The 22,331-nt window shown below is 62.2% G+C and carries 21 protein-coding genes; 11 read left to right on the plus strand and 10 right to left on the minus strand.

Features of this window, described 5'->3' with window-relative positions; genetic code table 11:
• Nucleotides 1–15: 15 nt before the first annotated feature.
• From rnr to LPJGGPFB_RS09335, 6 genes are all read right to left on the minus strand, one after another.
• On the minus strand, nt 16–2,385 hold the full coding sequence (rnr, locus tag LPJGGPFB_RS09310) for a ribonuclease R (protein WP_173419698.1): 2,370 nt from the start codon (nt 2,383–2,385) through the stop codon (nt 16–18).
• 2 nt (nt 2,386–2,387) lie between these two features.
• Nucleotides 2,388–5,069 (minus strand): type I DNA topoisomerase, encoded by a 2,682-nt coding sequence (gene topA, locus LPJGGPFB_RS09315; protein ID WP_173419699.1) that lies wholly within the window; start codon nt 5,067–5,069, stop codon nt 2,388–2,390.
• Between the two features lie 266 nt (nt 5,070–5,335).
• The gene (gene dprA, locus LPJGGPFB_RS09320) at nt 5,336–6,487 is read right to left on the minus strand and encodes a DNA-processing protein DprA (protein WP_173419700.1); all 1,152 of its coding nucleotides are present in this window, start codon (nt 6,485–6,487) and stop codon (nt 5,336–5,338) included.
• Nucleotides 6,487–7,098 (minus strand): glycerol-3-phosphate 1-O-acyltransferase PlsY, encoded by a 612-nt coding sequence (plsY, locus tag LPJGGPFB_RS09325; protein ID WP_173419701.1) that lies wholly within the window; start codon nt 7,096–7,098, stop codon nt 6,487–6,489. The genes dprA and plsY overlap by 1 nt, the downstream gene beginning before the upstream one ends.
• A gap of 28 nt (nt 7,099–7,126) precedes the next feature.
• Nucleotides 7,127–8,416 carry a dihydroorotase gene (locus LPJGGPFB_RS09330; RefSeq protein ID WP_173419702.1) on the minus strand — a complete coding sequence of 430 codons (1,290 nt, stop codon included), beginning with the start codon at nt 8,414–8,416 and terminating at the stop codon, nt 7,127–7,129.
• Complete coding sequence (locus LPJGGPFB_RS09335; RefSeq protein ID WP_173419703.1) at nt 8,413–9,354, minus strand: aspartate carbamoyltransferase catalytic subunit; 942 nt, start codon at nt 9,352–9,354, stop codon at nt 8,413–8,415. The genes LPJGGPFB_RS09330 and LPJGGPFB_RS09335 overlap by 4 nt, the downstream gene beginning before the upstream one ends.
• Nucleotides 9,355–9,511: 157 nt before the next feature.
• On the opposite strand from LPJGGPFB_RS09335, the gene LPJGGPFB_RS09340 reads away from it, so the two are divergent.
• Nucleotides 9,512–11,164: an acyl-CoA dehydrogenase family protein gene (locus LPJGGPFB_RS09340; protein ID WP_173419704.1), complete on the plus strand. Its 1,653-nt coding sequence runs from the start codon at nt 9,512–9,514 to the stop codon at nt 11,162–11,164.
• Here LPJGGPFB_RS09340 and LPJGGPFB_RS09345 read toward each other — a convergent pair.
• Entirely contained in the window at nt 11,146–12,081 is a 936-nt protein-coding gene (locus tag LPJGGPFB_RS09345; RefSeq protein ID WP_173419705.1) for an AEC family transporter, read from the minus strand. The two genes, LPJGGPFB_RS09340 and LPJGGPFB_RS09345, sit on opposite strands and share 19 nt — an antisense overlap.
• Before the next feature lie 380 nt (nt 12,082–12,461).
• On the opposite strand from LPJGGPFB_RS09345, the gene LPJGGPFB_RS09350 reads away from it, so the two are divergent.
• On the plus strand, nt 12,462–12,800 hold the full coding sequence (locus LPJGGPFB_RS09350; RefSeq protein WP_173419706.1) for a DUF6105 family protein: 339 nt from the start codon (nt 12,462–12,464) through the stop codon (nt 12,798–12,800).
• On the opposite strand, the gene ruvX is transcribed toward LPJGGPFB_RS09350, so the two are convergent.
• Nucleotides 12,743–13,231: a Holliday junction resolvase RuvX gene (ruvX, locus tag LPJGGPFB_RS09355; protein ID WP_173419707.1), complete on the minus strand. Its 489-nt coding sequence runs from the start codon at nt 13,229–13,231 to the stop codon at nt 12,743–12,745. The two genes, LPJGGPFB_RS09350 and ruvX, sit on opposite strands and share 58 nt — an antisense overlap.
• An 82-nt stretch (nt 13,232–13,313) precedes the next feature.
• Between ruvX and LPJGGPFB_RS09360 the strand changes: the two genes are divergently transcribed.
• From LPJGGPFB_RS09360 to LPJGGPFB_RS09380, 5 genes are all read left to right on the plus strand, one after another.
• A complete protein-coding gene (locus LPJGGPFB_RS09360; protein ID WP_173419708.1) occupies nt 13,314–14,018 on the plus strand; it encodes a metal-dependent hydrolase in 705 nt (234 codons plus the stop codon).
• Between the two features lie 110 nt (nt 14,019–14,128).
• Nucleotides 14,129–14,416, plus strand: a complete 288-nt coding sequence (gatC, locus tag LPJGGPFB_RS09365) for an Asp-tRNA(Asn)/Glu-tRNA(Gln) amidotransferase subunit GatC (RefSeq protein WP_053247080.1) — start codon at nt 14,129–14,131, stop codon at nt 14,414–14,416.
• Nucleotides 14,417–14,468: 52 nt separating this feature from the next.
• Nucleotides 14,469–15,950, plus strand: coding sequence for an Asp-tRNA(Asn)/Glu-tRNA(Gln) amidotransferase subunit GatA (gene gatA / locus LPJGGPFB_RS09370; protein ID WP_173419709.1), 1,482 nt, complete (start codon nt 14,469–14,471; stop codon nt 15,948–15,950).
• 113 nt (nt 15,951–16,063) lie between these two features.
• Nucleotides 16,064–16,567 carry a GNAT family N-acetyltransferase gene (locus LPJGGPFB_RS09375; protein WP_173419710.1) on the plus strand — a complete coding sequence of 168 codons (504 nt, stop codon included), beginning with the start codon at nt 16,064–16,066 and terminating at the stop codon, nt 16,565–16,567.
• 120 nt (nt 16,568–16,687) lie between these two features.
• Complete coding sequence (locus LPJGGPFB_RS09380; protein ID WP_173419711.1) at nt 16,688–18,154, plus strand: GGDEF domain-containing protein; 1,467 nt, start codon at nt 16,688–16,690, stop codon at nt 18,152–18,154.
• Between the two features lie 39 nt (nt 18,155–18,193).
• Here LPJGGPFB_RS09380 and LPJGGPFB_RS09385 read toward each other — a convergent pair whose 3' ends face one another.
• Both LPJGGPFB_RS09385 and LPJGGPFB_RS09390 read right to left on the minus strand, forming a co-directional pair.
• Nucleotides 18,194–18,448: a YjhX family toxin gene (locus tag LPJGGPFB_RS09385; RefSeq protein ID WP_173419712.1), complete on the minus strand. Its 255-nt coding sequence runs from the start codon at nt 18,446–18,448 to the stop codon at nt 18,194–18,196.
• Between the two features lie 175 nt (nt 18,449–18,623).
• The gene (locus LPJGGPFB_RS09390; protein WP_173419713.1) at nt 18,624–18,935 is read right to left on the minus strand and encodes a DUF1294 domain-containing protein; all 312 of its coding nucleotides are present in this window, start codon (nt 18,933–18,935) and stop codon (nt 18,624–18,626) included.
• Nucleotides 18,936–19,084: 149 nt separating this feature from the next.
• Here LPJGGPFB_RS09390 and gatB point away from each other — a divergent pair, with 149 nt between their 5' ends.
• From gatB to LPJGGPFB_RS09410, 4 genes are all read left to right on the plus strand, one after another.
• Entirely contained in the window at nt 19,085–20,587 is a 1,503-nt protein-coding gene (gene gatB / locus LPJGGPFB_RS09395; RefSeq protein ID WP_173419714.1) for an Asp-tRNA(Asn)/Glu-tRNA(Gln) amidotransferase subunit GatB, read from the plus strand.
• A 3-nt stretch (nt 20,588–20,590) separates the two neighbouring features.
• A complete protein-coding gene (locus LPJGGPFB_RS09400; RefSeq protein WP_173419715.1) occupies nt 20,591–21,088 on the plus strand; it encodes a GNAT family N-acetyltransferase in 498 nt (165 codons plus the stop codon).
• A gap of 146 nt (nt 21,089–21,234) precedes the next feature.
• Nucleotides 21,235–21,705: a GNAT family N-acetyltransferase gene (locus LPJGGPFB_RS09405; RefSeq protein ID WP_173419716.1), complete on the plus strand. Its 471-nt coding sequence runs from the start codon at nt 21,235–21,237 to the stop codon at nt 21,703–21,705.
• 108 nt (nt 21,706–21,813) lie between these two features.
• Nucleotides 21,814–22,209: an NADH:ubiquinone oxidoreductase subunit NDUFA12 gene (locus tag LPJGGPFB_RS09410; protein WP_025426633.1), complete on the plus strand. Its 396-nt coding sequence runs from the start codon at nt 21,814–21,816 to the stop codon at nt 22,207–22,209.
• Nucleotides 22,210–22,331: the final 122 nt, after the last annotated feature.

Below are 22,331 nucleotides of genomic sequence, written 5' to 3' on the forward strand. Positions count from 1 at the left end.
CGCTTGGCGTGTAGCCTAGCGTTTGCCGCGTGGCGGTCGGGTTCCCGGCGTCTTGCGCGGGCCCGAGCGATCACGACGCCCCGACTTGTGGAAGGAGCGCGTGGCGGTCGGCATCTTACGCCCTTCGCTGATCATCTCGAAGCGAAGCGCGCCGGCAAGCGGCACGGCTTCGACCAGTTTGACCTGCACCTGATCGCCGAGACGGAAGCCGAGGCCGGTCTTTTCACCGGAAAGGGCCTGATGTGCCTCATCATAGATGAAGTAGTCTCGACCGAGCGTAGATATAGGCACGAACCCGTTGGCGCCATAGGCCGGCAGGGTGACAAAAAGTCCCGCCTTGGTGACGCCGGCAACGCGGCCTTCGAATTCCTCGCCGATGCGGCCGTTCAGGTGATGGGCGATCAGCCGGTCGACGGTGTCGCGCTCGGCGGCCATCGCCCGGCGCTCGAAGGTGGAGATTTCGGCGGCAATATCATCGAGAACGGCTTCTTCCTGCGGCGTCAGTCCGCCTTCGCCGAGCCCAAGCGAGGCGACCAGCGCCCGGTGGACGATCAGATCGGCGTAGCGCCGGATCGGCGAGGTGAAGTGCGCATACTTCAAGAGGTTGAGGCCGAAATGGCCGATATTCTCGGGGCTGTAGATTGCCTGGCTCTGGGAGCGCAGCACCATCTCGTTGACCATGGTTTCGAACGGCTTGCCTTCGGCCTTCGACAGGATGCCGTTGAAGTGGTTGGAGCGCATGTTGCCGCCCTTGACCAGCGCGATGTCAAGCGTAGCGAGGAACTCGCGCAGGCTCTCCTGCTTGGCCAGCGACGGCTGGTCGTGCACCCGGTAGATCAGCACCTGACGCTTCTGCTCGAGCGTCTCTGCGGCAGCGACGTTCGCCTGGATCATCATTTCTTCGATCAGTTTGTGCGCGTCGAGGCGATCGGGCACGAAAACGCGATCGACGGTGCCGTCCGGCTTCAGGATGATCTTGCGCTCGGGCATGTTCAGCTCGAGCGGCTGGCGGCGGTCGCGGCCACGGGTGAGGATGCGGTATCCCTCCCACAGCGGCTTCAGGATCGTGTCGAGGATCGGCCCGGTCTTGTCGTCGGGACTGCCGTCGATGGCGGCCTGTGCCTGCTGGTAGGAGAGCTTGGCAGCACTTCTCATCATGATGCGATGGAAGGTGTGGCCCGCCTTGCGGCCTTCCTTGGAAAAGCGCATGCGCACGGCGAGCGCCGGCCGGTCGACGCCTTCCTTGAGCGAGCAGAGGTCGTTGGAGATCCGCTCGGGCAGCATGGGCACGACGCGATCGGGGAAATACACCGAGTTGCCGCGCTTCAGCGCTTCGAGATCGAGCGCGGATTTCGGCCGGACATACCACGAGACGTCGGCAATCGCGACGGTGACGATCACGCCACCCGGATTGTCCTCCGACGGGTCCGGCTCCGCGTAGACAGCGTCGTCATGGTCCTTCGCATCGGCCGGATCAATGGTGATCAGCGGCAGGGAACGCCAGTCTTCACGGTGGGCCATGGTGGCTGGGCCGGCGTCTGCCGCTTCCTGAAGCACGCGCTCCGGAAAAATGTGCGGTATGCCGTGGGCATAGATAGCGATCATCGAGATCGCCTTTTCCGAGGCAACCGAACCGACGACATTTTGGACCTGGGCGCGCGGCAGGCCGTAGCGGCCAAGGCGCGTCAGCTGGACCTCGATGAGGTCGCCATCCTTGGCGTCGCCGACAAAGTCCGGATCAACAAGGATTTCTTCGCCGCGTTTCTCGATCGGCATCAGCCGCCCGCCACCGCCGGGTGTCGCACGGAAGACGCCGAGAACGGCGTCCTTGCGCTTGTCGAGCACCTTGATGATGCGAGCCGTGTAGGCAGGGCCGCCGCGGTCCTTGGCCGGGAAGATCTTGGCAAGCACACGGTCGCCGAGCCCGCCGACCGGCGTCTTGCCCTTGTCTCTGCCGACCGACGACTGCTTGATCAACACCGCCGGTGCGACACCGTCATCATCAAGCCATTCGGCCGGGCGGCCGATCAGTTCGCCATCGACGTCGCGCATGGTGATATCGAGCACGGTCACCGGGGGAAGGGCGCCTGGGCGCACGAGCGATTTGCGCTTCTTTTCGACCAGTCCGTCTGCTTCGAGCGAACGCAGCAAGGCCTTGAGTTCGACGCGCGTGTCGCCCTTGAGGCCGAAGGCCTTGGCGATTTCCCGCTTAGAGGCGCGGTCCGGGTTTTCGGCGATGAAGCGCATCAGCACGTCGCGCGGAGGAACCGCGCCGTGGATGATGGAGGTTTTCTCCGGTGCCGGCGCGGCCTTTGCCGCGCGGCCCTCTTTCCTGCCGGAGCCTTTTCCGGATCTTTGGGTCGGGTCGCGCGGTATTCTGGTCAAGATCAGTCCTTCTTGGCCTTCGCGGCCGTCTTTGGTTTTGCTTTGGCGGGCGCCTTGGCCTTGGTCGTCTTCTTGGCCGCACCGTCAGCAGCAGCCTTCGAAGACTTCGTCGCCGTTGTCTTGGCTTTTGCCTTCGTCGTCTTGCCCTTGCCGGTGCCGCTCTTGGCGGCACGCTCGGCAATGAGCGCCAGCGCCTCTTCCACCGTCACCGACTGCGGGTCCTTGCCCTGCGGTAGGGTCGCATTGACCTTGCCCCAGTTGACATAGGGGCCGTAGCGTCCGTCACGCACCGTGATCGCGCCGCCTTCTGCGTGCTCGCCCAGTTCCTTCAGTGCCACAGCCGCGGCACGTCCGCGACCGGCGCCGGCCTTGGATTGCTTGTCGGCAATGACGGAGACGGCGCGGTTGAGACCGATCGAGAACACATCTTCGATCGATTCGACGTTCGCATAGGTGCCGTCATGCAGCACGAAGGGTCCGTAGCGGCCAAGACCGGACGAGATCATCTTGCCGGTTTCCGGGTGCGGGCCGATATCGCGCGGAAGCGAAAGCAGGGCGACGGCCTTCTCGTGGTCGATCGTGGACGGCGTCCAGCCCTTGGGCAGGCTCGAGCGCTTGGCTTCCTTGCCGTCGCCGCGCTGGACATAGGGGCCGAAGCGGCCGCTGCGCAGCGTGATTTCCTCGCCGGTGTGCGGATCCTTGCCCAGCGCCTGCGGTTCGTTCGAGACCGAAGCCTCGGCGTCGCTGTTGCCGTCGGAGGAAAGCTGGCGGGTGAAGTTGCACTCTGGATAGTTCGAGCAGCCGACGAAGGCGCCGTACTTGCCGAGCTTCAGCGACAGCTTGCCGGTGCCGCAAACCTGGCAGATGCGCGGGTCGCTGCCGTCTTCGCGCTTCGGGAAAACAAGCGGTGCCAGTTCCTCGTTCAGCGCGTCGAGCACGTTGGTAACGCGCAGTTCCTTGGTTTCCTCGATCTGGGCGAAGAAGTCCTTCCAGAAGTCGCGAAGAACGTCCTTCCAGTTGACTTCGCCGGCCGAGACCTGGTCGAGCTTTTCTTCGAGCGACGCGGTGAAGTCGTAGCCGACATAGCGTGTGAAGAAGCTTTCCAGAAACGCGGTGACGAGCCGACCCTTGGCTTGCGGCACGAGCTTGCGCTTGTCGTTGGTGATGTAGTCGCGATCGAGCAGGGTGGTGACCGTTGCGGCATAGGTGGAAGGACGGCCGATGCCGAGCTCTTCCATCTTCTTGATCAGCGTTGCTTCCGAGTAGCGCGGCGGCGGCTCGGTGAAATGCTGCGAAGCGTTGATCTTCTGCTTGGCCAGGCTTTCGCGGGCGTTGATCTCCGGCAAGCGGCCGTCTTCGTCGCCGTCGTCGGTCTGTTCGCCGTCTTCCTTGGCGTCGGTATAGGCGGCAATGAAGCCGTCGAAGCGAATGACCGAGCCGGTTGCACGCAGGCCGGCCTTGTTGCCGGCGTTGTCGGCAGTGATCTCGGCGGTCGTGCGTTCGATCTCGGCAGACGCCATCTGGCTGGCGATGCCGCGCTTCCAGACGAGGTCGTAGAGCTTCAGCATGTCGCCGTCGAGGAAGCGGCGGACCTGATCCGGCGTCCGGTTGAAGTCGGTCGGACGAATGGCTTCGTGGGCTTCCTGGGCGTTTTTCGCCTTGGTGGAATAGATGCGCGGCTTTTCCGGCAGGTAGCGGTTGCCGAACTGGCTGCCGATCGCCTCGCGGGCGGCCTCGATCGATTCCGGCGCCATCTGAACGCCGTCGGTACGCATATAGGTAATGAGACCGACGGTTTCGCCGCCGATATCAACGCCTTCATAGAGCTTCTGCGCCACCTGCATGGTGCGCGATGCCGAGAAGCCGAGCTTCGACGAGGCGGCCTGCTGCAGGGTCGATGTGGTGAACGGCGGCGAGGGGTTTCGCTTGACCGGCTTTGCCTCGATGCTGTCGACGACATAGGTCGCACCGTCGAGCAGGGTCTTCAGTCGGTTGGCTTCTTCGCCGTTGCCGACCGCGCGCGGTGCCAGACGCTTTCCGTCCGCCGAAACGAGCCGTGCCTCGAATTCGTCGCCGCGCGGCGTCTTCAAAAGGGCTGAAAGGTTCCAGTATTCTTCCGTAACGAACCGCTCGATCTCTGCCTCGCGATCGCAAACCAGCCGCAGCGTGACCGACTGGACGCGGCCGGCAGAGCGGGCACCGGGCAGCTTGCGCCACAGCACCGGCGACAGGTTGAAGCCGACGAGATAGTCGAGAGCGCGTCGTGCCAGATAGGCGTCGACCAACGGGATGTCGAGTTCGCGTGGATGGGCGATGGCGTCGAGCACGGCCTTCTTGGTAATGGCGTTGAACGCCACGCGTTTGACCGGCTTGTCGCCCAGCACCTTCTTCTTGCGCAGCAGATCGAGCACGTGCCAGGAAATTGCTTCCCCTTCGCGATCCGGGTCGGTCGCAAGAATGAGGCCGTCCGATTCCTTCACGGCATCGGCAATATCCTTCATGCGCTTGGCTGACGCGGCGTCAACCTCCCAGGACATCTCAAAATCTTCGTCAGGACGGACCGAGCCATCCTTGGCAGGCAGGTCCCGCACATGGCCGAACGATGCAAGAACCTTGTAGCCGGGGCCGAGGTACTTGTTGATCGTCTTTGCCTTCGAAGGCGATTCCACCACTACAACATTCATAGTCATTTTTCTGAGACAACCGGGTTTGGTCCTGCGTCAGCGCTGTTTGCACCGAGCGTCGCCGAATATCGATGCCCCGAAATGGACAGGGATTCGAGCGCGGTCAAGAGGTTTCATTCAAAATAGCGGCTGCGCGGCGATATGCATCCACAGAGAGAATATATAATTTTGTCTCTCTTTGGTTGAGTTACTCGTGTTTTCTTCGTATCTGCGAATGTGCTTTCGTGGCATCGGTTGCCGACATGATCGTGCGCGCACATGAAGTTTTATTGCTCGACGTTGAGCGACACGAGCCCCGACGCATGACGGTTGAGACGCCCGGCAAGATCAAGCTCGATCAGCGCCAGGTAGACTTCGGCCGCGGGCAGTCCGGTGTGGCGGATGACGTCGTCGATTTCAACTGGTGTCGGGCCGAGAGCATCAGTGATCGTTGCGCGGTCGCCGTTAGCGAGCCGCGCCGACTGTATTGAAGGCATCTCCTGCGCAGGCTCTCCGGCTCCCGTGGGAAAAGGCAAGGTGTGCTGGCTGAGAGGTGCAAGGCCGTCGAGAACATCATCCGATGTGGTCGTGACGATCGCACCTTGTTTGAGAAGGTCGTTGGTGCCGTGGCAGCGTGGATCGAGCGGAGAGCCGGGAACGGCAAATACGAGGCGGCCGAAGTCGGCGGCATAGCGCGCCGTGATCAGCGAGCCCGAGCGGTTGGCCGCCTCAATGATCGCCACGCCGAGACTGATGCCGGCGATCAGGCGATTGCGTCTCGGGAAATCACGAGCGCGGGGCTCCCATCCGAACGGCATCTCGCTGACTGCCAGGCCCTGGCCGGCCATGATGTCGTTGAGCAGTCCGATATTCTCCCGCGGATACGGCCGGTCGATGCCTCCGGCAAGCACGGCGATCGTTCCACTCGCAAGGCTCGCGCGATGGGCGGCGGTGTCGATGCCGCGCGCAAGTCCAGACGTGATCACGTAACCGGCGCGTCCGGCATCGCGCGCAATCATCGCTGCAAACTTGGCGCCGCTGGCCGAGGCGTTGCGCGAGCCGACGACGCCGAGGGACGGGCGGAAAGCGGCGTTGAGGTTGCCTTTGACGGCGAGAAGAGGAGGGGCGCCATCGATCTGGCGGAGGGCAAAGGGGTAGTTCGGCTCGCCGATGCCGATGAAGGTTGCGCCGAGGCGGTGGGCGATTTCGAGTTCGCGCTCTGCTTCGGCTGTTGTTGCGACACGGAACGTCCGCGTACCAGCTCCGCGCCGGGAGAGTTCGGGCAGGGCATCAAGTGCCGCCTCGGCGGTGCCGAAATGGTTGATGAGGTCGCGGAACGTGACAGGGCCGACATTGTCGCTGCGGATGAGACGCAGCCAGGAGATCTTCTGTCGTTCGGTCAGTGCAACTCCGGTTCGTCGTGCACTGACCTCCAACATTATCCCTTGTCTCCGATCCGGCTCTCGGTGCCTGCAAGCAGCCGCTTGATGTTGGCGCGATGCTTGACCCAGGTGATCAGGGTCATGACCGCAAACAGCAGAGCGACTTTCTCGTGTCCTGTCAGATAGAGTACAACCGGAATGACTGCGGTTGCAACCAGTGCCGAGAGCGACGAGTAACGGCTGATTTTCGCCATCGCCAGCCAGATCGCCGCGAAGACGAGAACCATCCACGGCACGAGGCCGAGCAGAACGCCGATATAGGTGGCGACACCCTTGCCGCCCTTGAAGCCGAGCCAGACCGGGTAGAGGTGACCGAGGAACGCGGCAAGGCCGGCGGCGATGCCCGCTTCGATCCCCCAAAGCGACGCGATCGCGGCGGCGGCCGTGCCCTTCAAGGCGTCAAGCAGCAGGGTTGCGGCGGCAAGTTTCTTGTTGCCAGTGCGCAGAACGTTGGTGGCGCCGATATTGCCGGAGCCGATCTTGCGAACGTCTCCAAGACCGGCCATGCGCGTCAGGATAAGCCCGAACGGGATAGAACCGAGCAGGTAGCCGAAGGCGAGGCTAAGGGCTGTTGAAAGCAGCCCGAGCTGCCAGGAAAAAAGATCCACCGAAAACCTCCCGCGCGACCGCTGTCGCTTATGCCGAATGCACAAGCTTGCCGGCAACATAGGTTTGCACAACCCGGCCGGTAAAGCGCGCATTTTCGAATGGCGTATTCTTCGATCGCGAAACGATCGCTTCCTTGTAGAGGACCCACGGCTCTTCGAGATCGATGACGGTGATGTCGGCCTTGGCGCCCCGCTTCAGCGTGCCGGCATCCAGCCCGAAGATCGCCGCAGGGCGCGTCGACATCGCATCGATGAGCCGCATCAGCGGCACCTGGCCGCTGTGGTGCAGGCGCAGTGCTGCAGCCAGCATCGTCTCAAGGCCGATCGCGCCGTTTTCGGCATCCGAGAACGGCAGGCGCTTGGTGTCGACATCCTGCGGATCGTGCGAGGAAACGATAATGTCGATGGTGCCGTTGGCAAGGGCGTCCACCATTGCGACGCGATCGTCCTCGCGGCGCAGGGGCGGCGAGAGCTTGAAGAACGTCCGGTACTCGCCGATGTCGTTCTCGTTGAGCGTCAGATGGTTGATCGAGATGCCGCAGGTGACGTTGGCGCCGCGGTTGCGGGCGGTGAGAACGGCGTCGGCCGATTCGGGAACCGAGATCTTGGCGGCGTGGTAGGCCGCCTTGGTCAGGCTGGCGATCCGTAGGTCGCGCTCGAGCGGGATGATTTCCGCCTCGCGCGGCACACCGGCAAGACCGAGCCAGCTTGCAAGCAGCCCCTCGTTCATCACGCCGTTGCCGAGATACTTGTCGCGCGTTTCAAGCGCGATGACAGCGCCGAATTCGCGGGCATAGGTCATCGCACGGCGCAGCATCAACGTGTCGTGGATCGCCCGGCGGCCGTTTGTAAAGCAGACTGCACCCGCTTCGCGCAGCAGTCCGAACTCGGTCATCTCTTCGCCGGCAAGACCCTTGGTCATGGCCGCCGCCGGATAGACATTGACGAGCGCCTTATCGCGCGCCGTCTTCTGCATGAATTCGACCAGCGCGATATCGTCGATGACGGGATCGGTGTCCGGCATCGAAATGAACGAGGTGACACCGCCGACGGTTGCGGCGCGCGATGCAGATTCGATCGTTTCGCGGTGCTCGGCACCCGGTTCGCCGACGAAGACGCGCGCGTCGACGAGGCCGGGGACAGCCGTCAGTCCATCGCAGTCCTTGACGAACGCGCCATCCGGTGTGCCCTGGTTGTGTGCATCCTTGCCTGCGGCGAGGATCCTGCCGTCGTCGCCGACGATGATCGTGCCTGTTTCGTCGAGGTTGCGGGACGGATCGACGATGCGGAGGTTTCTAAGAACGAGCGGTCTGGTCATACGCGCGGCCCCTGGTTCTGCGAAAGAAGAAGTGTTTCCATCACCGCCATGCGCACGGCGACGCCCATTTCGACCTGCTGCTCGATCACGCTCTGTGGCCCGTCGGCAATCTCGGAGGCGATCTCGACGCCGCGGTTCATCGGGCCTGGATGCATGACCAGCGCGTCGTCCTTGGCGGCTTTCAGCTTTTCGGCATCGAGGCCGTAGTAGTGGAAATATTCGCGCACCGAAGGCACGAAGGAGCCCGCCATGCGCTCGCGCTGCAGGCGCAGCATCATCACCACATCCGCATCCTTCAGCCCTTCGGCCATCGAGTGGTAGACCTCGACGCCCATGTCGGCGATGCCCGACGGCAGCAGGGTCGCCGGTGCAACGACGCGCACCCGTGCGCCCATCTGGTTGAGAAGAAGAATGTTGGAACGGGCGACGCGCGAATGCAGCACGTCGCCGCAGATCGCCACGATGATGCGCGAGAGTTTGCCCTTGATGCGGCGGATCGTCAGTGCATCGAGCAGCGCCTGGGTCGGGTGTTCGTGCTGGCCGTCGCCGGCATTGACCACCGAGCAGGACACCTTCTGCGCCAGAAGGGCAGCGGCACCCGCAGACGAGTGGCGCACGACCAACACGTCGGGGTGCATGGCATTCAGCGTCATCGCCGTATCGATGAGCGTTTCGCCCTTCTTCACAGAGGAGTTGCCGACCGACATGTTCATGACGTCGGCGCCTAGCCGCTTGCCGGCGAGTTCGAAGGAGGATTGCGTTCTCGTCGACGCTTCGAAGAAGAGATTGATCTGCGTCAGCCCGCGAAGGGTTGACGTCTTCTTCTCTCGCTGACGGGAGATCTTGACGGCTTCATCGGCACGATCGAGCAGGTGGGTGATGTCCTGCTCCGTAAGACCTTTGATGCCGAGCAGGTGGCGATGCGGGAAAGTGGTCATGGGCCGCCCTTGCGCTCTGGAATGTGGCTCGCTCTATAAGACGTGACCCCCGGCACGGCAAGCGGTGCGCAGGCCCGTCCGCAGAAAACTTGGGTGCGGCATCCTATCTTTCCCCGGCCCCGTTTCGTGGTCGGCAAACTTGCGCTAGAACCGGCCCATGAATCAGATGAACCGGACCGAACAGAAACTCGCCGAGCTGAACCAGCCCAAGCCCTGGTCCGGCATCAATGCCTATCGTTCCGATCCGCTGGTCGTGGACATCACCTCGGGCATGACGAAAGCGCTTCGCGACGAGTTCGATACGCTCGGGCGCTACGTGACTTCGCCCGAGGCGCAGGAACTGGCGCGCATGGCCAATGAAGGCGCGCCGAAGTTGAAGACGCACGGGCCCCGCGGCGAGCGCCTCGACGTCGTCGAGTTCCATCCGGCCTGGCATGCCCTGATGCGGCGATCCATGACCTCGGGCCTGCACGCATCAGCCTGGGAAAACCTGCCCGACGAGCGCAACCAATCGCACAAGACCAGGGCGATCCGCTTCTACCTGACGGCGCAGCTGGAATGCGGCCATCTCTGCCCGCTGACGATGACGAGCGCTTCGCTTGCCGCGATCACCGCATCGCCCGCAGTCCAGAAGGAGTGGGCGCCCAAAATCCTGTCGCGCAAATACGATTCGTCGAACAAGCCGTGGATGCAGAAGTCTGCCGTGACTGTCGGCATGGGCATGACGGAAAAGCAGGGCGGAACCGACGTGCGCGCCAACACCTCGACCGCCGAGCGCGTGGGCGAGGGCATCTACCGCCTCAACGGCCACAAGTGGTTCATGTCGGCGCCGATGAGCGACGCGTTCGTAATGCTGGCACAGACCCGCGACGGCCTCGGCTGCTTCCTCGTCCCGCGACTTCTGGAAGACGGTGCCGCCAACGGCCTGCGCTTCCAGCGGCTGAAAGACAAGCTCGGCAACCGCTCCAACGCATCCGCCGAAGTCGAGTTTTCCGACACGTTCGGTTTCGTGCTCGGCGCGCCCGATGCCGGCATCCGCACCATTCTCGACATGGTGACGCTGACGCGCCTCGATTGCGCTCTGGCGTCTGCCGGCATCATGCGGGCTTCGCTCGCGGAAGCGGTCCATCACACGCGTGGCCGCAAGGTGTTCGGCAAGCCGCTCGTCAGCCAGCCGATGATGACCCGTGTTCTCGCCGACATGGCGCTCGACGTCGCAGCCGCCAGTGCCCTGTCGTTCCGTCTGGCGGATGCCTTCGACAAGGCACACGCCAGTGCCGAAGAGGCAGCCTATGCCCGCATCATGACGCCGGTTGCGAAATACTGGTGCTGCAAGATTGCCCCGGCTCTGATCTACGAGGCAATGGAATGCCTCGGAGGCAACGGCTATGTCGAGGAGCGGGCGTTGGCGCGGCACTATCGCGAGGCGCCGGTCAATGCGATCTGGGAAGGTTCCGGCAACGTCATGGCGCTGGACGTCCTGCGCGTGCTGCTCAAGCGCAAGGACCTGTTCGAACAGCTGTTTGCCGTGCTGAGCCGTGACCTCGGGCCTGCCGGCCGCAAGACCATCGACGTGCTGCGTGCGGCGATGTCGCTCTGCGAGCGTGACGAAGGGGCCGCCCGGATGCTGGTCGAGCAACTGGCTCTGGCTGCCGCTGCCGCCGAACTCTATCGGTTGGGCGCCGGTCGCATCGCCGATGCCTTCCTCGAATCGCGTCTCGCTGCCGGTTGGCGGTCGACCTACGGGATGCTCGATTCGCGCTTCGATTCGGCCTACATCCTCGACCTGCTTTACCCGGCCGCGACGTAAGCCGTCACGGACAGAACCAGTGGTATCGTGAAGAAGGAGACGACGGTCTGGACCGTCGCCACCGCCGCATAGAGCTCGGCATCGCCGCCCATCTGCTTTGCGAGCAGATAACCGTTCATTGCCGTGGGCACCGCCGCGCCGAGCGCGATGACGCACAGCGCGTCGCCGCGGATGCCGAGCAGGAAGCTGGCGCCAACCATGAAGACCGGCATGACAATCAGCTTCAGGACGACGGCGAGCAACGCCGACCTGCTCGGCTTTAGAGCATCGGATACGCGCAATCCGGCGCCGACCATCACCAGCCCGAGGCTGAGCGAGGCGCTCGCCAGCATGTCGATGGTCGTCATCACCGGCCCATAGACCTTGATGCCGACCAGGTTGAACACGATCCCGAATACCGATGCGACGATTAACGGATTGGTGACGATCTTGGCAAAGAAACGCCGGAAATCCCGGTTGCCGCCGCCGAACCAAACCAGCACGCCGACGTTGTAGAGATTGATCGGGATGATCACGAGCGTCATCACCAGCGCCGTCAGTGTCAGCCCGATCGGCCCATACAGCTTTTGGGCGATTGCCAATGCCATGAAGCCGTTCCAGCGGGTTGCCGTCTGGAAGACCGAGGTGAAGGAGGCGCCCGAAACCTCTCTGTTGCGAAACAGCGGCCAGAGTAAAAGCACGAAGACCGACATCAGGCTGACGCTGCCGATCGTGGCAATCGCCGTGGCGTCCGCCTTCATGCCGGAAAAATCGGCCTGCGCCAGCGTCGAAAACAACAGGGCGGGGAAGAGGATGTAGTAGCCGAACTGCTCGAGGCCGAGCCACAGATTCTGATCGACCAGCGTCGTGCGTTTCAGCCACGCGCCGAGCAGCACTAGAAGGAAGATGGGAAGGATACTTTCAAAGACGATGATCATGGACGGGCCTGCGCGGGAAGAGGGCCCACCGTTACTGCATAATGTCTGAGACCGGAATCGATTTAAGACGAAATCACGCCGTGAGTTTCAAGTCTTGAGAAGCCATTCCGACCGCAGTCGGGCTGGGCCTGTGAAAATTAACCTTAACAAATGGTTTACATTGCGCGATCGACGGCGAGCGTGGACAGTGGTTGGGTAACGCAATGAAATCCGGAATGGAGCGGTTCGGTGAGAACTGGTCTTTTGATCATCATGATGATGTTTTTCGCCGGACTGGCGCTCGATATCGTGGTCCCTGCGGTGGTTCTGCTTATCTTGGTATTGGCAGATCGCGCACTCTATCCACTGTTGCATCGGCGCCTATCGGAAAGGGGGGCCGCATGAAGTGGTTTCTGATCCTGTGGGCATGCCCCGTCATGCTTTTGGCCGGCTGGTACGGCCTTTCCTACTACGACATGAGCTTCGGTTTCTTCATGCTGACGCGCCAGACCCATGACCTGGTCTTCCAGGTCTACGGTAACGTGCTTGGCATTCCGCCGGAAAGCATTCCGCCGCTCGTTGCGCGCGCCATCATTGTCGACAGCTTCATCGTTTTCGGCATCATCGCCTACCGCAAGCGCCGTGAGCTTGTCGCCTGGTACCGCCGCCGCTTCGGTGCCGCTCAGTCGCCCGAGGCGCCGTCCCTGGCAAGGGACGCCAGCCTGTCGAGTGCACCCTGAAGAATGAAGGATGCGGCCGCCGAGTCTATGCGCTCGGCCCGCTTCTTGCGTGACACGTCCATCTCGATCAGCACCCGCTCGGCCGCAACTGTCGACAGCCTCTCATCCCAATAGACGAAGGGCAGGGGCGTTTTCTCCACCATGTTTCGAACGAAGGCGCGGGTCGCCTGACACCGCGGTCCTTCGCTGCCGTCCATGTTGACGGGCAGGCCGATGACGAAGGCTGCGACCCTTTCTTTCTCCGCAACCGAGAGAAGCGTCACCGCATCGATGCCGAACTTGACCCTCTTGATCACCTCGCGCGGCGTCGCGATCCGGCGGCCAAGGTCCGACACCGAGATGCCGATCGTCTTGGTACCGAGATCGAGGCCGGCGATGGCCTGATTGGGCTGCAGCTGGCTCGCAAGCTCTTCGATGGTCAGAATTGTCATTTGGTTTGCCGATTCGATCTTTGCAGGGGTTCGTTTCGTTCCATATAGCTGGATCAACACGCAAATCATCTGGGAGAATGTCATGAAGATCAAATGGCTCGGCCATTCCGCCTTTCACATCGAAACGGCAACGTCGAAGATCCTGATCGATCCCTTCTTCACCGGCAATCCGGCGTTCCTCGACAGTGAACGCAAGGAGGTAACGGCGGGGCTCACCCATATTCTCCTGACGCACGGTCATGGCGACCATGTCGGTGACACCGTCGCGATTGCCAAGGAAACGGGAGCGGTGGTCGTTGCCAACTTCGATCTCTGCATGTGGCTCGGTCGCCAGGGTATTTCGGCGATGGAGCCCGGGAACACCGGCGGTACCATCCATCTCCCAGGCTTTTCCGCCACGTTCGTCAATGCGCTGCATTCCTCGGCGCAGATTACCGAAGACGGCGTTTCGCATTCGCTCGGCAACGCCAACGGCCTCGTCCTGCATTTCGAGGACGAGCCGACGCTCTATCACATGGGTGACACCGACATTTTCTCCGACATGGCGCTGATCGAAGAATTGCACGAGCCCCAGATCGGGCTTGTTCCGATCGGTGACCGTTTCACCATGGGCGGTGCTGTCGCAGCACTCGCGTGCCAGCGCTATTTCAAGTTCTCGACCGCCATTCCCTGCCATTACGGATCCTTCCCGATCATCGACCAGACGCCGGAAAACTTTGTCGTCGGCATGGACAGCGCCTCGACCAAAGTCGCGACACCAGTCGTTGGCGGCATCGTGACCGTCTGACTGCAAAGCCCGTCGGCACTGCGGCAGGCGCGCGATCGGGCGATTCCCCCGTTGCGCGCCTCGCCGCGCACCATTATAGCGGGGGAAAGTTCCAGAGACCGGAGACGACCATGTCCGTAGACCTTGCCACCGTGAAGCGCGTCGCGCGCCTCGCCCGCATCGCCGTCAGTGAAGATGAAGCCACGCGGATGGTGGGCGAAATCAACGGCATCCTTGGTTTCGTCGAGCAGCTCTCGGAAGTGAATGTCGATGGCGTCGAGCCCATGACGTCGGTGACGCCGATGGAGATGAAGAAGCGACTGGACGTCGTGTCCGACGGCAGCAAGGCCGACGACATCGTCGCCAATGCTCCCAATACCGATCGCAACTTCTTCCTCGTCCCGAAGGTCGTCGAGTAATCCGACCGCCTGCCGCCCCGACGTACCCGATTTGCGAAAGCCCGATTTCACCATGACCGAACTCACCAGCCTGACGATTGCCGAAGCCCGCACCAAGCTTGCCGGCAAGGAAATCACCGCCGTTGAACTGACCGACGCCTATATCGCGGCGATCGATAGCGCCAACGAAGCGATCAATGCCTATATTGCCGTCACGCCCGACAAGGCGCGCGAAATGGCCAAGGCTTCGGACGCGCGCATCGCCGCCGGCAAGGCGGGCGCACTCGAAGGCATTCCGCTGGGGATCAAGGATCTCTTCGGTACCGAAGGCGTGCACACCCAAGCCTGCAGCCACATTCTCGATGGCTTCGCCCCGCGTTACGAATCGACCGTGACCCAGAACCTCTGGAACGATGGCGCGGTCATGCTCGGCAAGCTCAACATGGACGAGTTCGCCATGGGCTCTTCCAACGAGACCTCCTATTACGGTGCCGTGAAGAACCCCTGGCGCGCCAAGGGCTCGAACCTCGACCTGGTCCCTGGCGGCTCGTCCGGTGGTTCTGCGGCGGCCGTGGCTGCGCATCTGTGCGCCGGTGCGACGGCAACCGATACCGGCGGCTCCATCCGTCAGCCGGCGGCCTTCACCGGCACCGTCGGTATTAAGCCGACCTATGGCCGCTGCTCGCGCTGGGGCGTCGTCGCCTTCGCGTCGTCGCTGGATCAGGCCGGCCCGATTGCCCGTGACGTGCGAGACGCGGCAATCCTTCTGAAGTCGATGGCAAGCGTCGACGCCAAGGACACCACTTCCGTCGATCTGCCGGTGCCGAACTACGAAGCCTCGATCGGCCAGTCGATCAAGGGTATGAAGATCGGCATTCCCCGCGAGTACCGCGTCGAGGGCATGCCGGAAGAGATCGAAGCCCTTTGGCAGCAGGGCATCGCCTGGCTGAAGGACGCCGGTGCCGAGATCGTCGACATCACCCTGCCGCACACCAAATATGCCTTGCCGGCCTACTATATCGTCGCTCCGGCCGAAGCGTCTTCGAACCTTGCCCGCTACGACGGCGTTCGCTACGGCCTGCGCGTCGACGGCAAGGATATCGTCGACATGTACGAAAAGACCCGGGCCGCCGGCTTCGGCCAGGAGGTCAAGCGCCGCATCATGATCGGCACCTACGTGCTGTCCGCCGGCTACTACGACGCCTACTACCTGCGCGCCCAGAAGGTTCGCACGCTGATCAAGCGTGACTTCGAACTGGCTTTCCATGCGGGTGTCGACGCGATTCTGACGCCGGCCACTCCGTCGTCCGCGTTCGGCATTGCCGACGAGGATCTCGCATCCGATCCGGTCAAGATGTACCTCAACGACATCTTCACGGTGACGGTCAACATGGCCGGTCTGCCGGGTATCGCCGTTCCGGGCGGCGTTGATCACAAGGGCCTGCCGCTCGGCCTGCAACTGATCGGCAAGCCGTTCGAGGAAGAGACCCTGTTCAAGACGGCGCATGTTATTGAACAGGCAGCCGGCCGTTTCACGCCGACCAAGTGGTGGTAATGCGTTGAAGGCGCAGCACCGTGTGTGCTGCGCCGCAATCGCGGCGACTGGCGAGGTCGCAAGCGCCGTGATCTACTGCGCAATGCGCCGTGGTGGCGCGCAGGAGCCGCATCGTGCCTTTAATCCGTCATGCCCGCCAGGATGAGGTCGGCGCTCTGATCGCCATCGGCCTGCGCGCCTGGGAGGGCGCGATCACAGGTCTTGCGGATGTGGGCCGGATGCGGCGCCTGGCGGAGAACGCCTTCGCAGACTTTCTTTCCACTCACTGGCTTGCCGTTTCACTGGTCGAGGTTGAGGGCAGGCCGCGTGGCTGGGCAGCCCGGGAAAACTTCGACGAGAGCATTTCCGACCTTTGGATCGAGCCCGAAGCCCAGCGGCGGGGGCATGGCGGTCATCTGCTCGCAGATCTCGAACGTCGCATCGCAAGCGACGGCTTCGAAGCCGCGCAAACCAGGACACATGCCCAGAACACTGCAGCCATCAGCTTCTTCCGCAAGCACGGCTATGGCGTCAGTTGGCTATCGACCGCCTATGCGCCGAAGCTGGACCGGGATGTCGAATTCATTGGCTTGAGCAAGCCGCTGGCGGCCACCGATCCCGACCTCTACGGCCGCTGAGCCGAGAAGACATGATGTTTTCTGCGAGATTTGGCCCCCGACCGAATATTCACCTCGCATTCATTCGACCCATGAAATATTAGGGGTATTGAAACTACGTGGCGACGCAGGGACCGTTCGTTGCAGATCTTCGAGAATACCGTAGAGCAATCGGCGTTTTATCGATCATCCGTTCGTCCGCTATGGATCGCCGGCCTCGGCTTGGTGGTCTTTGCCGCCTGCCTGCTCGGTATTTTCAGCCGGCCTTTCGGCATGCTCGCTTCCGTATGGCCGGCCAATGCCATCCTGCTCGGGTTGCTGGTGCGTCATCCCTCGTTGAGCACACCAACCGCGTGGATATGCGCAGCGCTGGCCTACCTCATGGCCGACCTGCTGACGGGCTCGAGCCTTGGCGCCGCCGTCGCCCTCAATGCTGCCAATCTGATCGGTGTCGGTGTCGGCTACATCCTCTTCATGCGCCTTTCCACCGAACATCGTCACCTGCGTCGCCCCCTTGCCGTGCTCTACATGTTTTCGATCTCGGCAATCGCCGGCGCCAGCGCGTCGATTGTCGGCGCACTCGCGGTCGCGCACTACTTCGGCGAGCCGATTTCACGCGCCCTTGTCGCCTGGCTAACGACCGAGCTGGTCAACTACGTCGTCATCCTGCCGGTGTTTTTGGCCATGCCGCCATTCGCCGACAGAGATCGGGTTGTGTCTGCGACGGGCGTCAAACCTTGGCCGGTCGTTTCTCTGGCGGCGTCCTGTGCCGCGGCGCTGCTGATCGGCGGTCCGGGAGCGATCGCATTTCCGGTGCCGTCGTTGCTTTGGTGCGCTTTGACCTACCGTCTCTTTGCCGTCACAGTGCTGATGGCAATCGCCTGCATGCTGGCGCAGGTTGCCGTAGCGTCGGGCGTGTTGCATCTTGGGGTCGACCGTCTCGCCGAGGCCACACTCCTCTCGTCCCGTCTTGGTATCACGCTTCTGGCGCTTGGGCCGCTGACGGTGGCAAGCATCGATGCCGCGCGCCGAACCTTGATCGCCCGGCTGTCCCACGCGGTCGACTATGATTTCCTGACGCAATGCCTTGCCCGTGCCGCCTTCATGGTGCGTGCGTCGGCGTTGATCGAGGCCGAAAGTCGGAAAACACCGATCTTCGCCATGATGCTGGATATCGATCGCTTCAAGGTGATCAACGATACTCATGGTCATGCGGCAGGCGATCGCGTGTTGCAGGCCGTGGCGCTGACAGTCCGCATGGCGCTGCGCTCCGACGACCTCTTTGGCAGGCTCGGCGGGGAAGAGTTCGCGATCCTTCTTGTCCGGCAGACGCCAGCGAATGCCAACCGCGTCGCCGAGCGGATCTTGGCCGCCATCCGCGCACTCAAAGTCGACCTTGAGAATGGCGAGACGCTGTCTGTGACAGCCAGCATCGGCATTGCCGAACGGCTGCCGACCGGCCCTGAAATTGAGGGTCTGCTGTCGCAGGCCGACAGGGCCCTCTATATCGCCAAGGCGGAGGGGCGCGATCGTATCCGCGCCTTCGCCGATGGCACGTCCGCGTCCGGTGCGACCGCCGCTCGCTTCGACGCCGCGCGCCAACAATGACGCGCAGCGCCTGCCGGTTATCTTCGCCGGTCTGTCCGGCTACCGATTGTTGAGTTCCGACCGGACGAGGCGCAAGCCTCGCTCGGTGATGCGATAGGGTCTGCCTGCTGACGACGAGATCGCCTTCTTGCGCTTCAGCTTGCGGAAGAGTTCGAGGTCGAAGCCCGGATAGACCCATCCGTCGCGCGTGAAGCATCTGATCTCGATGATCGTCTTGTCGTCGCGGGTGATTTCAATGCGGCCGCCCTGGGCCAAATGATGGAGAATGCGCTGCTCAGCGCGTGAGATATCCATGTCTGAATGTTCCGGAATAGCGTTCGTAAGAACGCACAAAAACGTTCCGCAAATCTTGGGAAAAGCGGGGCTACGTTTCCGGCCCGTGCGCGCAATCTTTAAGAGAAAGCGGGCAGGGGCCCTTACCGGGACTCAGACGATGAGAACATCAAAACTCCATTCGAACGAACGCTTCCTAAAAGAGACCGGCGAGGGCGTCAAGAGTTCCGCTCGCAAAGATTGCGCAGGCGGCCGACACAATCATCTGAAAAAGGACGATCAGGATGAGATGTGTTCGAAACGGCTCCTTGCGTGTCTTGTGTCTGAAGACATGTCGACCGACCATGGCGCCTATGCTGCCGCCGAAAAATGCCGATTGCAGCAACGTTCGCTCGCGGATCCGGCGCCAGCCTGATCGCGCTGCGTGCTTGTCGTACCAGAACTGGCAGAAGCTCGTGATGTTGATCGCGACAAGGAAACACAGGAGGCTGGTAGCGGTGAGCAGCATATTCGCCTTTTGCCATACAGGGCGCTAAGCGTCGGTTAAAGCGTGTGCCACGCCATCACTTGGCGGCTGATCGCCCCTAACAACTTGCACCGTTGCGGCAATTGCTCTACCGAGAAACCAAGAATTCAGGCTTCAAAGAAGAGCATGATATGAGCATTGTCGACGTCCGCACCCCCGATTCCAAACGCTTCATCCCCGGCGCCACCGGTGACTGGGAAGTCATCATCGGCATGGAGGTCCATGCCCAAGTGCTTTCCAATTCGAAGCTCTTTTCGGGTGCTTCGACCGAATTCGGCAAGCCGGCGAACGCCAACGTGTCGCTGGTCGATGCGGCCATGCCCGGCATGCTGCCCGTCATCAACGAAGAATGCGTCAAGCAGGCGGTGCGCACCGGTCTCGGCCTCAAGGCCGTGATCAACAACCGTTCGATCTTCGACCGCAAGAACTACTTCTACCCCGACCTGCCGCAGGGCTATCAGATCTCGCAGTTCAAGGATCCGATCGTCGGCGAGGGCCAGATCATCATTTCCGTCGGGCCGGATCGCCAGGGCCAGTTCGAAGACGTCGAGATCGGCATCGAGCGCCTGCACCTCGAGCAGGATGCCGGCAAGTCGATGCACGACCAGCACCCGTCGATGTCCTATGTCGACCTCAACCGTTCCGGCGTGGCGCTGATGGAAATCGTCTCCAAGCCCGATATGCGCTCGTCCGACGAGGCCAAGGCCTACATGACCAAGCTGCGCTCGATCGTGCGCTACCTTGGCACCTGCGATGGCAACATGGATGAAGGCTCGATGCGCGCCGACGTCAACGTCTCGGTCCGCCGCCCGGGCGAGGGCTTCGGCACGCGTTGCGAAATCAAGAACGTCAACTCCATCCGCTTCATCGGCCAGGCGATCGAGTACGAAGCACGCCGCCAGATCGGCATTCTGGAGGACGGCGGCTCCATCGATCAGGAAACCCGTTTGTTCGACCCGAACAAGGGTGAGACGCGCTCGATGCGCTCGAAGGAAGATGCGCATGACTATCGCTACTTCCCGGATCCGGATCTGCTGCCGCTCGAATTCGATCAGGCTTTCGTCGACGCGCTGAAGGCCGATCTGCCGGAATTGCCCGACGACAAGAAGGAACGCTTTGTCAGCGCCATGGGCCTGTCGGTCTACGATGCTTCGGTGCTGGTGTCGGAAAAGTCGATTGCCGACTATTTCGAGGCGGTCGCCGAAGGCCGTGATGGCAAGATCGCCGCAAACTGGGTCATCAACGACCTGCTCGGCGCCTTGAACAAAGCCGGCAAAGCCATTGAAGAGACTCCGGTTTCCCCGGCCCAGTTGGGCGGCATCATCGATCTCATCAAGGCCGAGACGATCTCCGGCAAGATTGCCAAGGATCTCTTCGAGATCGTCTGGAACGAAGGTGGAAATCCCGCCGAGATCGTCGAAGCACGCGGCATGAAGCAGGTGACGGACACCGGCGCCATCGAGAAGGCGGTTGACGAGATCATCGCCGCCAACCCGGATCAGGTCGCCAAGGTGCAGGCAAAACCGTCGCTGGCCGGCTGGTTCGTCGGCCAGGTGATGAAGTCGACCGGCGGTAAGGCCAATCCGCAGGCCGTTCAGGCTCTGGTCAAGGCCAAGCTCGGCATCGAGGAATAAGCGGTGTTCTTCGTCCGAACGGCGAGCGAGCGCGATCTGGAGAAGGTTCGCGCGCTGCTCGTCGAGACGTGGCACGCGACCTATGACACATTCTATGGCGTCGAGAAGGTCAACGAACTGACAGGGCGCTGGCATGCGCTGCCGGCGCTGAAGGCCCGGCTGGAGCGCAAGGACGCGGAATTCCTCGTGGCCGACGACGGCCGCAATATCGGCGGCATGGGGTATGCATCCATGTCCGATACGTTGAAGAAGACCGTGATGCTCCATCAGCTTTACGTTCTGCCGAAACTCCAGGGTCAGGGTATCGGACGCGATATTTTCGCCGAACTCGAAACCTGCTTCCCGGATGCCGAACGCATGCGAGTCGAAGTCGAGCCCCAGAACCTTCATGCCCTTGCATTCTATCGGGCTCACGGCTTCAGCGAAGTCGGTCAAGTCAGCAACTGCGGCGACGAGCAGTCGGGACTTCCGGCGCTCATTCTCGAGAAACCGCTCTCCTGACGCTTGCTTGCTCCCGATGCAGGCGCTTAAGAGCGGCGTTTTGTCATGGGTTGTGGAAAAGATTGCGTACGGCGTTGGCTGTCACGAGACCGTATCCTTGTGATGATTGACGCTTGGCGCTGATTTCCAGGCCCCGGGGAGACCACATGGACGCGACAATAGGCTTCGATATCCGCAGGGCCGAACTGGCCGATCTTCCTGATATCATCGCGCTCTTTGCTGCCGACGAGGTTGGCGGGCATGGAGATACGACCGAGCCCGAGGCTTTCGCTGACTATCTTGCCGCCTTTGCGCGTATCGACACCTCGTCGCTTCAAACCCTTTACGTCGCCTGCCTCGGTGATGATGTCGTCGGCACGTTTCAGACAACACTGCTGAGATCGCTTTCGGGGCGCGGGAAGCCAAGGCTGTTGATCGAGGCCGTGCAGACCCGCGAAGATATGCGTGGCCGCGGCATCGGCGAACGCATGATGCGCCACGCGATCGAGCGGGCGCGTGAGGCGGGGGCCGCAAAGGTGCAACTCGCCTCGAATGCGACGCGCACGGCCGCGCACCGCTTCTATGAGCGTCTCGGTTTCGTGCGCAGCCATTTCGGCTTTCACATGCCGTTGAAATGACCGAGCCTGCCTCGGAAACACTGGACAAGGCTGGAGTGGCGGGGCATAAGCGGGGACATAGTTTTGGTATCCGGCCGCCTTCCCAACGGTCGGTTGAGGACGGCATCCATGAAGCTCCTGCTGCAGATTTTCACCTGGTGGAACCAACAGACGATCGGAACGCGCTTTCATACCTGGCGTAACGGCCAGCGCGTCGGCGAAGACGAGCTCGGCAACGTGTATTACCAGGGCGGCAAGGACTCCGAAGGCCGCACGCGCCGCTGGGTGATCTACAACGGCTATGCTGAAGCCTCGGCTATTCCGGCTGGCTGGCACGGCTGGATGCATCACCGCACCGACGTTTCGCCGGCTGACGAGAAGTACGTCGCCCGCGAGTGGCAGAAGCCGCACCGCCCCAACCCGACCGGCACTGCCAACGCCTACAGGCCGCAGGGTTCGATCGCCGGGACCGGTGCACGTCCGCGCGTAACGGGCGACTACGATGCCTGGACGCCGGGTTCCTGAGACGCTTGACGTCGGACAAGCGTGCGCCGCTTCGCCAAATGGTCCTGTGACCACGGGGCGGCCACATTTCATGTTTAGCGCCTGATATCCATCAACGGTGAATGCAAGGCGCGCGGGAGACA

Origin of the sequence: Ensifer adhaerens (assembly GCF_013283195.1) — a bacterium.
GTDB classification, from domain to species: domain Bacteria; phylum Pseudomonadota; class Alphaproteobacteria; order Rhizobiales; family Rhizobiaceae; genus Ensifer; species Ensifer adhaerens_G.

What these genes read in the sequence shown, in the direction of transcription:
- ruvX (WP_173419707.1), bottom strand. Translation starts at nt 13,231, where the DNA reads ATGACAATTCTGACCATCGAAGAGCTTGCGAGCCAGCTGCAGCCCAAT.
- gatA (WP_173419709.1), top strand. Translation starts at nt 14,469, where the DNA reads ATGACCGAACTCACCAGCCTGACGATTGCCGAAGCCCGCACCAAGCTT.
- LPJGGPFB_RS09340 (WP_173419704.1), top strand. Translation starts at nt 9,512, where the DNA reads ATGAATCAGATGAACCGGACCGAACAGAAACTCGCCGAGCTGAACCAG.
- topA (WP_173419699.1), bottom strand. Translation starts at nt 5,069, where the DNA reads ATGAATGTTGTAGTGGTGGAATCGCCTTCGAAGGCAAAGACGATCAAC.
- LPJGGPFB_RS09405 (WP_173419716.1), top strand. Translation starts at nt 21,235, where the DNA reads ATGGACGCGACAATAGGCTTCGATATCCGCAGGGCCGAACTGGCCGAT.
- LPJGGPFB_RS09390 (WP_173419713.1), bottom strand. Translation starts at nt 18,935, where the DNA reads ATGCTGCTCACCGCTACCAGCCTCCTGTGTTTCCTTGTCGCGATCAAC.
- LPJGGPFB_RS09330 (WP_173419702.1), bottom strand. Translation starts at nt 8,416, where the DNA reads ATGACCAGACCGCTCGTTCTTAGAAACCTCCGCATCGTCGATCCGTCC.
- gatC (WP_053247080.1), top strand. Translation starts at nt 14,129, where the DNA reads ATGTCCGTAGACCTTGCCACCGTGAAGCGCGTCGCGCGCCTCGCCCGC.
- dprA (WP_173419700.1), bottom strand. Translation starts at nt 6,487, where the DNA reads ATGTTGGAGGTCAGTGCACGACGAACCGGAGTTGCACTGACCGAACGA.
- LPJGGPFB_RS09345 (WP_173419705.1), bottom strand. Translation starts at nt 12,081, where the DNA reads ATGATCATCGTCTTTGAAAGTATCCTTCCCATCTTCCTTCTAGTGCTG.
- LPJGGPFB_RS09385 (WP_173419712.1), bottom strand. Translation starts at nt 18,448, where the DNA reads ATGGATATCTCACGCGCTGAGCAGCGCATTCTCCATCATTTGGCCCAG.
- gatB (WP_173419714.1), top strand. Translation starts at nt 19,085, where the DNA reads ATGAGCATTGTCGACGTCCGCACCCCCGATTCCAAACGCTTCATCCCC.
- LPJGGPFB_RS09410 (WP_025426633.1), top strand. Translation starts at nt 21,814, where the DNA reads ATGAAGCTCCTGCTGCAGATTTTCACCTGGTGGAACCAACAGACGATC.
- LPJGGPFB_RS09360 (WP_173419708.1), top strand. Translation starts at nt 13,314, where the DNA reads ATGAAGATCAAATGGCTCGGCCATTCCGCCTTTCACATCGAAACGGCA.
- LPJGGPFB_RS09350 (WP_173419706.1), top strand. Translation starts at nt 12,462, where the DNA reads ATGAAGTGGTTTCTGATCCTGTGGGCATGCCCCGTCATGCTTTTGGCC.
- LPJGGPFB_RS09335 (WP_173419703.1), bottom strand. Translation starts at nt 9,354, where the DNA reads ATGACCACTTTCCCGCATCGCCACCTGCTCGGCATCAAAGGTCTTACG.